This window comes from Paractinoplanes globisporus DSM 43857 (assembly GCF_000379645.1).
Classification (GTDB): Bacteria; Actinomycetota; Actinomycetes; order Mycobacteriales; family Micromonosporaceae; genus Actinoplanes; species Actinoplanes globisporus.
Genome location: NZ_KB903332.1, coordinates 62186 through 70044 on the forward strand (window position 1 = coordinate 62186; position 7859 = coordinate 70044).

The 7859-nt window shown below is 71.6% G+C and carries 8 protein-coding genes; 5 read left to right on the forward strand and 3 right to left on the reverse strand.

Annotated elements, in window-relative coordinates; genetic code table 11:
• Positions 1-63 precede the first annotated feature (63 nt).
• The 4 genes from A3CQ_RS0140395 to fabF all read left to right on the forward strand — a co-directional run bounded on the left by A3CQ_RS0140395 (position 64) and on the right by fabF (position 3482).
• On the forward strand, positions 64-999 hold the full coding sequence (locus tag A3CQ_RS0140395; RefSeq protein ID WP_020516668.1) for an ACP S-malonyltransferase: 936 nt from the start codon (positions 64-66) through the stop codon (positions 997-999).
• Positions 996-1949, forward strand: coding sequence for a beta-ketoacyl-ACP synthase III (locus A3CQ_RS0140400; RefSeq protein WP_020516669.1), 954 nt, complete (start codon positions 996-998; stop codon positions 1947-1949). The genes A3CQ_RS0140395 and A3CQ_RS0140400 overlap by 4 nt, the downstream gene beginning before the upstream one ends.
• 62 nt (positions 1950-2011) lie before the next feature.
• Positions 2012-2254: an acyl carrier protein gene (locus A3CQ_RS0140405; RefSeq protein ID WP_020516670.1), complete on the forward strand. Its 243-nt coding sequence runs from the start codon at positions 2012-2014 to the stop codon at positions 2252-2254.
• Position 2255: 1 nt separating this feature from the next.
• Entirely contained in the window at positions 2256-3482 is a 1227-nt protein-coding gene (gene fabF / locus A3CQ_RS0140410; RefSeq protein WP_020516671.1) for a beta-ketoacyl-ACP synthase II, read from the forward strand.
• Positions 3483-3528: 46 nt separating this feature from the next.
• Here fabF and A3CQ_RS0140415 read toward each other — a convergent pair whose 3' ends face one another.
• The 3 genes from A3CQ_RS0140415 to A3CQ_RS0140425 all read right to left on the reverse strand — a co-directional run bounded on the left by A3CQ_RS0140415 (position 3529) and on the right by A3CQ_RS0140425 (position 6901).
• Complete coding sequence (locus A3CQ_RS0140415) at positions 3529-4506, reverse strand: hypothetical protein (protein ID WP_020516672.1); 978 nt, start codon at positions 4504-4506, stop codon at positions 3529-3531.
• Positions 4507-4588: 82 nt separating this feature from the next.
• On the reverse strand, positions 4589-6289 hold the full coding sequence (locus A3CQ_RS0140420) for a glycoside hydrolase family 3 protein (protein ID WP_020516673.1): 1701 nt from the start codon (positions 6287-6289) through the stop codon (positions 4589-4591).
• 120 nt (positions 6290-6409) lie between these two features.
• A complete protein-coding gene (locus A3CQ_RS0140425; protein ID WP_020516674.1) occupies positions 6410-6901 on the reverse strand; it encodes a DUF3145 domain-containing protein in 492 nt (163 codons plus the stop codon).
• 233 nt (positions 6902-7134) lie between these two features.
• Between A3CQ_RS0140425 and A3CQ_RS0140430 the strand changes: the two genes are divergently transcribed.
• Positions 7135-7461, forward strand: coding sequence for a hypothetical protein (locus A3CQ_RS0140430; RefSeq protein WP_020516675.1), 327 nt, complete (start codon positions 7135-7137; stop codon positions 7459-7461).
• Positions 7462-7859: the final 398 nt, after the last annotated feature.

The window sequence follows — 7859 nt, forward strand, 5'->3', positions numbered from 1 at the left end:
GTCGTAGGGTTTCGTTGCCGCCGTCAACCGCGCATCGTCGCCGCATCCGGAAGAGTCTGAACCGTGCTCGCCGTACTTTCGCCCGGACAGGGCTCCCAGAAGCCCGGCTTCCTCACTCCCTGGCTCGCCCTCCCCGACACCGAGGGCCGCCTGCGGGAGTGGTCCGCCCTGTGCGGCGCCGACCTGCTCCACCTCGGCACCGAGGCGGACGCCGACGAGATCAAGGACACCGCGCGCACCCAGCCGCTGCTGGTCGCCGCGGCCCTGCTCGCCGCCGAGCACCTGCCGCTGGAGGGCGTCGACGTGGTCGCCGGCCACAGCGTCGGCGAGCTCGGCGCGTCCGCACTCGCCGGGGTTCTGACCGCCGACACCGCGATCACCCTCGCCGGCGTCCGCGGTCGCGAGATGGCCGCGGCCTGCGCGCTCGAGCCCACCGGCATGAGCGCGGTCCTCGGCGGCGACCCCGCCGACGTGGTGGCCACCATCGAGCGGCACGGGCTCTACCCGGCCAACCGCAACGGCGCGGGCCAGATCGTGGCGGCCGGCTCGCTCGACGGCCTGGCCAAGTTCGCGGCCGAGCCCCCGGCCAAGGCGCGGGTCATCCCGCTGCAGGTCGCCGGCGCTTTCCACACGCCGTACATGGCGCCCGCCGAGACCGCGCTGCGGGCCGTCGCCGCCGGCGTCACGGTCGCCGGCCCGGTCCGCACCCTGCTGTCCAACCTCGACGGCACCGCGGTCGGGGACGGCGGCGAGATGCTCGGTCGCCTGGTCCGCCAGGTCACCGCGCCGGTCCGCTGGGACCTGTGCATGGCCACGCTGAAGAGCCTCGGTGTCACCGGCGTCATCGAGCTCCCCCCGGCCGGCACGCTGGCGGGCCTCATCAAGCGCGAGCTCAAGGGCGAGGGCGCGCCCGAGATCGTCACCCTCAACTCCCCGGACGACCTGTCCGCCGCCCGCGACCTGATCGCCCGGCACGGTAATGGAGGAGCAACACGATGACAGCCGCGGGTTCCCGCATCGTCGCCCTGGGGCACTACCAGCCCTCGCGCATCGTCACCAACGACGACCTGGCCAGCACGATCGACACCAACGATGCGTGGATCAAGGACCGGGTCGGCATCGCGGAGCGCCGCATCGCCGACGCCGAGAGTGTCGCCGACATGGCGACGTACGCCGCCGAGAAGGCGCTGGCCGGCTCCGGGCTCACCGCCGCCGACATCGACCTGGTCACGGTGGCCACCTGCACCTCGATCGACCGCTGCCCGAACGTCGCGACCCGGGTGGCCGCCCGGCTCGGCATCAACGCCCCGGCCGCGTTCGACCTGAACACCGCCTGCTCCGGCTTCTCGTACGCGCTCGGCACCGCCGACCACGCGATCCGGGCCGGCGCGGCGCGCAACGCGATCGTCATCGGCGCCGAGAAGCTCTCCGACGTCACCGACTGGACCGACCGTACGACCGCCGTGCTCTTCGGCGACGGCGCCGGCGCGGCCGTGGTCACCGCGGTGCCCGAGGGCGAGGCGGCCGGTGTCGGCCCGGTGTTGTGGGGGTCGGCGCCCGACAAGGGCGACGTCCTGCGCATCGAGGGCTGGCAGCCGTACATCCAGCAGGAGGGCCAGATCGTCTTCCGCTGGGCCACCACCGCGCTCGCGCCGTTCGCCCGCGAGGCCTGCGAGAAGGCCGGCGTCGAGGTCTCCGAGCTCGCCGCGTTCATCCCGCACCAGGCCAACGTCCGCATCATCGACGGCATCGTGAAGCGGCTCGGCCTCGGCCCCGAGGTCGTCGTGGCCAAGGACCTGGTCGAGTCCGGCAACACCTCCGCGGCGAGCATCCCGCTGGCCCTGTCCAAGCTGGTCGAGCGCCGGGAGGTGCCCTCGGGCGCACCGGTGCTGCTGTTCGGCTTCGGCGGCGGCCTCACCTACGCCGGCCAGGTCGTGCGCTGCCCCTGACGGGCACGCCCGGCCGCGCCGGAAGCACCTCACCACCATTTCTGAGAGGAATCACCGAGAAAATGGCAACTCGCGAAGAAATCACTTCCGGCCTCGCCGAGATCCTGGAGGAGGTCGCCGGGGTCAACCCGGACGACGTCGCCGAGGAGAAGTCCTTCACCGACGACCTGGACGTCGACTCGCTGTCCATGGTCGAGGTCGTGGTGGCCGCCGAGGAGAAGTTCGGCGTCAAGATCCCCGACAACGAGGTGCAGAACCTGAAGACCGTCGGCGACGCCGTGTCCTACATCGAGGCGAATCACTGACATGACTTCCATCGACGTCGTCGTCACCGGGCTCGGCGCGACCACCCCGTTGGGCGGGGACGTCGCGTCCACCTGGGACGCCATGGTTGCCGGCCGCTCCGGGGTGAGTTCGCTCACCCAGGAGTGGGCGGAACAGCTTCCCGTACGCATCGCCGCGCAGCTCGCGGTGGAGCCGTCCGAGGTTCTCGAGCGGGTACGCCTGCGCCGCCTGGACCGCTCCGAGGCGATCGCGCTGATCGCCGCGAAGCAGGCCTGGGCCGACGCCGGCCTCGAGGGCGCCGGACTCGACCAGGAGCGCCTCGCGGTCAGCATCGGCAGCGGCATCGGCGGTGCCATCACCCTCCTCCAGCAGGACGACATCCTGGAGCAGTCCGGCCCGCGGCGGGTCAGCCCGCACACCGTGCCGATGCTCATGCCGAACGGCCCGGCCGCCCACGTCGGCCTGGAATTCGGCGCGAAGGCCGGCGTGCGCGCCATGGCCAGCGCGTGCGCCACCGGCGCGGAGGCGCTGGCCCTCGGTCTCGACCTGATCCGCCTCGGCCGTGCCGACGTGGTGGTCGCCGGCAGCACCGAGGCCGTCGTCCACCCGCTGCCGATCGCGGGCTTCGCGTCGATGCGCGCCATGTCGACGCGCAACGACGACCCGGAGCGGGCCTCCCGCCCCTGGGACAAGAACCGGGACGGGTTCGTCCTCGGCGAGGGCGCCGGCGCGATCATCCTGGAGCGCGCCGACCACGCCGCCGCGCGCGGCGCCCGGGTCATCGCGCGCTTCGCCGGCGCGGGCGTCACCTCGGACGGGTACGACATCGTCCAGCCCGACCCGGAGTGCCGCGGCGGCATCCGGGCCATGCAGATGGCGATTCGCGACGCCGGGCTGACCGGCGCCGACATCAAGCACGTGAACGCGCACGCCACCTCGACCCCGGTCGGCGACATGGGCGAGATCAGGGGCATCCGGGCCGCCATCGGCGACCACCCGGTGATCACCTCGACCAAGTCGATGACCGGTCACCTGCTCGGCGCGGCCGGCGCGCTCGAGTCGATCGCCACCATCCTGGCCATCCGGGACGGTGTCGTTCCCCCCACCATCAACCTCGACGACCCGGACGACGCGCTGGACCTGGACGTGGCCGCGCTCAAGGCCCGTCAGCTGGACATCCCGGCGGCGATCAACAACTCGTTCGGCTTCGGCGGCCACAACGTGGCCGTGGTCTTCACCCGCCCCTGACGATCTGCCGTGACGGCGGGAGTGCCCATCGGGCGCTCCCGCCGTTTCACGTGGTCAGCGAGACCTTGATCCCGGAGGCGGTCGCCGTGGCACTGCCCGCGATCGAGAACGGGATGTCGCCGCCGCCGAAGCGCGAGTGGCCCGACGCGTCCACGTAGGTGCCCGACCAGTGCACCTTGCCCTTCCCGTCGGCCGAGAGCGAGACGGTCGGGCCGCTGGCGACGTTGACGACCTGGGCCTTGACCGTCGGGTACGTCTTGATCGACCACTTCACGGTGGCCTTGCCCTTGGCGTCAAGCCAGAACGGGCAACCCTTCGTTTTCGCGCTGGAGCTGGCCGCGCATTTGTCGAGGGCCTTGCGGACCTGGCTCTGAATGCCGGCGGTGGCGGTCCCGGTGAGATCGGGCGGGCCGAAGTTCGCCGCGGCAGTCTCGCCACCCATCGCCACCTGCGGTACGACCGTGAGCGTCTCGCCCTCGAACAGCGCGTTCCCGGCGACCGCCACCTCGTAGGACCCGGGGAAGACGCCGACGTTCAGGTCGTCGGTCCCCATCTTCACGCCGTTCACCGAGACTGGACGGCCCTCCACCCCCGTCGCGGTCAGACCGACGAGCACATCCCGTACGCGGAAGCTGCCGCCGCTGCCGGACAGGCTCACGGCCTGCTGCACGGCCTCGCCCCGCGCCTGGTAGGTCACGTCGACGAAGGTCAGGCCGGACTCCAGGCGGGGCGCGCCGTACTGAACGGCCTCCGGGCGGTGGCCGGCGCCGAGCGCGGCATCGGTCAGCAGCGGATCGGTGGCGGGGTCGAACCCGGGCGGGGGCTCGAGGTAGGTCAACGCGGTCTTCGCGTCACCGGCGGTCAGGGCCGTGAAGAAGCCGCGCACCGCTGATTCCGCGGCGGCCGTCGACGAGGCCTTGGCGTCGTCGTCACCGGACCGGGTCACGGCGATGATCACCGCGACGACGCCGATCACCACGAGGGCGGCGATGGAGATCGCGATCGCGCGACCACGCGTACTCATCCGTGCCCCCGAAGACTTCGATGCCGAGCCAGCAGGACCATACTCGCAAGGAAAGATCTCGAACAGGCAGCGAGATGCTTGATTATCGACAGGCGGAGGCCGGCAGTCCGGGCACGGCGACCGGCGACCTTCCGGCCGCCTTCGCCTTACCGGCGAGCACGGCGGCGAGGGCGGTCAGCGACAGCTTGCTCGACGAGTACGTGGCGATGAGCGTCGGCGATTTCGCGGCGGCCAGCAGGTAGGGCGTGTCCATCATGACGGTCACGGCCGCGGCCGGATCGAGGTCGGCCGGGCTGTCCCCGTACCCGACAAGATGCACGACCCTGCCCCCCGCGGCCTGGACGTTCACGCCTGCCGCTTGCAACGCACGCACCAAATTGACCCGGGCGGCCTCGCGGCCCTCGGCCGCGGTCACCGTGACCGGGCCGGTGAGCAGCGGACCCTGGCACGCGCCGCGGAGGATCGTCACCGACGCGGCGTCCAGCGCGCCGACCGCCTGCTGATGTGCGGCCGCGCCGACCGTCGAGAGGCCCTTCGCGGCCGTCGTCCTGGACTTGAGGGTGAGGACGCGGGTGACGGCCTCGACCAGCCGCTCCCGCTTGAGCGTGCCGTTCTTGAGGCCGGCCAGGATGCCATCCCGGGCGCCCGCGATGTCCGGCGGCATGAGCAGCATGTCGTTGCCCGCGTTCAGCGCGCGCACCGCGGCCTCCCCCGCCGGCCACTTCATGGCGGGCGGCATGTTCATGGCGTCGGTGATCGCCACCCCGGTGAACTTCAGCTTCCCACGCAGCTCGTCCGTCATGATCTTGTGGGAGAAGGTGGCGGCGGTGCCCTTGTCGAGCGCCTGAACGTCGAGGTGCCCGGACATCACCACGCCCACGCCGGCATCGACGCCGGCCTGGAACGGCGGCAGGTCCTGCGCGGTCCACTGCGCGGCGGTCTGCGTCACCACCGGCAGCGTGGCGTGACTGTCGGCGCTGGTGTGGCCGTGGCCCGGGAAGTGCTTGAGGCCGGCCGCGACACCGGCCGACTGCAGGCCGCGCACGGCCGCGGCGACCTGGGCCGCGTTGGCCTTGGGGTCGGCGCCGAACGAGCGCGAGCCGATCACCGTGTTGGCTGGTGGCCCGAGCGTGTCGGCGACCGGGGCGAAGTCGACCGTGATGCCCATGGCGGACAGTTCCTCGCCGGCCGCGTGCCAGGCCGCCTCGGTCAGCGCGGGCTGTCCCGCGGCGCCGGCCGCCATCGCCGAGGGCAGCGCGGTCACGCCGTCGGTGATCCGGGTGACGACGCCGTACTCCTGGTCGGTGCCGACCATCAGCGGGGGCATGCCGGCCTGCGCGGCGGCCGCCTGCAGGCCGTCGGTGAGCTTGCGGACCTGCTGCGGGTTCTCCACGTTGGTCGCCGGGTTGGTGGAGCCGGTCGGGTCCTGCGCGCTGAAGCCGACCAGGATCAGGCCACCGAGGTGGAACTTGGCGATCATCTCGGCCGGAGTGTCCACGCCGGCCAGATTGCGGTTGCCGGCGGCGGAGGTCTTGTCCACCGTGGTCGCGTCGCTGCCATAGGCGTACGGCATGAGGACCTGGCCGGCGAGGTCGGTGTCGCTCATCGCGGCGGCGGTTGCGGCGGGGTCGGCGATCGGCGCGGTGGTGGCTGTCGCCTGGGTCGGCGTGGCCGCGGGCGCGCTGGTCGCCGACGCCCCACCCTTGTCCTTGCCCGCATCGTCGTTGCCGCAGGCCGCCAGCAGGAACAGAGGGACGACCAGAGCGACTCGCAGTCTCCTCATCACGCCCGCCATCGAAGCAGTCCGGGTCCCGCCGAGTAAAATCGGGTAGTATCTTCCGATAAGTAGCTTGGTGTCTGTTTTAACTTTCGCGCGCGATACCGGTGATCGGGCCCCGCCGCCTCATCCCACCCGGGTGAGCAGGGTGACCGGCGCGCCGTCGCCGGCGTACCGGTAGGGCTCGAGCTCGGCGTCCCACGCCGTGCCCAGCACCTTTTCCAGGGCATGCGAAAGAGCCTCCGGCGCACGCGCGGAGGCCATGATCGCGAGCAGGCGGTCCTCGCCGACCTGAATGTCCCCCGACGCGCCCATGATCCCGTGAAAGAGGCCTCGGCCCGGCACGTGCATGAAACGCTCACCGTCCACGCCCGGGCTGGGTTCCTCGGTCACCTCAAAACGGATCATGGGCCACTGCCGGAGGGCAGCAGCCAGCTCGGCGCCGGTCCCGGCCCGCCCGGTCCAGCTGCACTCGGAGCGCCGCGCGCCGGGATCAACCGGCTGCGGGGTCCAATGCAGTTTGACCGGCGCGGTCAGGACGCGCGCGATCGCCCACTCGACGTGTTGGCACACGGCAAGCGGGGTCGAGTGGACGTATACGACGCCACACGTTGGCACGGTGACCTCCCGGAGACCGAGGTGCGTCTTCCCCTACGACCTCGACCGCGGTTGATCGTGTCCCATGATGCCGGTTGGTACGGATGGTGCGCCAGAGAATCGGCAACATCGACATCGGAACTGCCGTAGTGGCACACCCTTCTCAACGGCCGGACCTGCTCCGACGGCACGGTCCGCCGGTCATCGTGTAGAGTTGCCAAGGCCTTTTTTTCTGTTTCTCAAGGAGTACCGCCGTGGCGAGCAACACCTCGAAAACCGCCCGCGCATCAGTCCGCGCCGGCCAGAGCACCGGTGGCGCCCTCAGCGTGCTCGGTGAGTACAAATACCTCATCCCGCTCGCCAACGGCCGTTTCGCCTACGTGCGCAACCTGACCAACGGCAAGACCGCGCACCTCAAGACCGACTCGGACGCCTTCGTCGAGGAGATCCGCGTCCTCGCCGCGGCCGGCCACGGCGCCAAGATCCGCGCCGAGCTCGAGTCCCTCGAGGCCGCCAACCCGCAGCACGGCTGGGCCGACACCGAGAAGCGCCTCGTCGACGCCGGCGTCTTCGAAGGCTGACCTTTCCCCACGTCAAAGGCGCCCCGGCCCGCCCGGAGGCGCCTTTTTCGCGCCCACTGATCATCTTCCCACCAAAGATCATCTATCCACGATCAGGACATCTAACCCATCTCCTGACAAACCGTCCTCGGCCGCACCCCAGGATCGTGGCCCGGCATCGCGGCAGGGCAGGGCAGCGCGGCGGGGCGGCGGGGCCGCGCGGGGCCGCCCGGCGGGGCGGGGCAGCGCGGGGCAGCGCGGCAAGGCAGGGCAGGCAGTGCGGCCGGGGGCAGCACGGCGGGGCGGGCTGGGCAGCGCAGCCAGGGCAGACAGCGCAGCCGAGGCAGACAGCGCAGCCGAGGCAGACAGCGCAGCCGAGGCAGACAGCGCAGCCGAGGCAGACAGCGCAGCCGAGGCAG

Coding starts and splice junctions, on each gene's coding strand:
- A3CQ_RS0140400 (WP_020516669.1), top strand. CDS start 996: ATGACAGCCGCGGGTTCCCGCATCGTCGCCCTGGGGCACTACCAGCCC.
- A3CQ_RS0140405 (WP_020516670.1), top strand. CDS start 2,012: ATGGCAACTCGCGAAGAAATCACTTCCGGCCTCGCCGAGATCCTGGAG.
- fabF (WP_020516671.1), top strand. CDS start 2,256: ATGACTTCCATCGACGTCGTCGTCACCGGGCTCGGCGCGACCACCCCG.
- A3CQ_RS0140415 (WP_020516672.1), bottom strand. CDS start 4,506: ATGAGTACGCGTGGTCGCGCGATCGCGATCTCCATCGCCGCCCTCGTG.
- A3CQ_RS0140420 (WP_020516673.1), bottom strand. CDS start 6,289: ATGAGGAGACTGCGAGTCGCTCTGGTCGTCCCTCTGTTCCTGCTGGCG.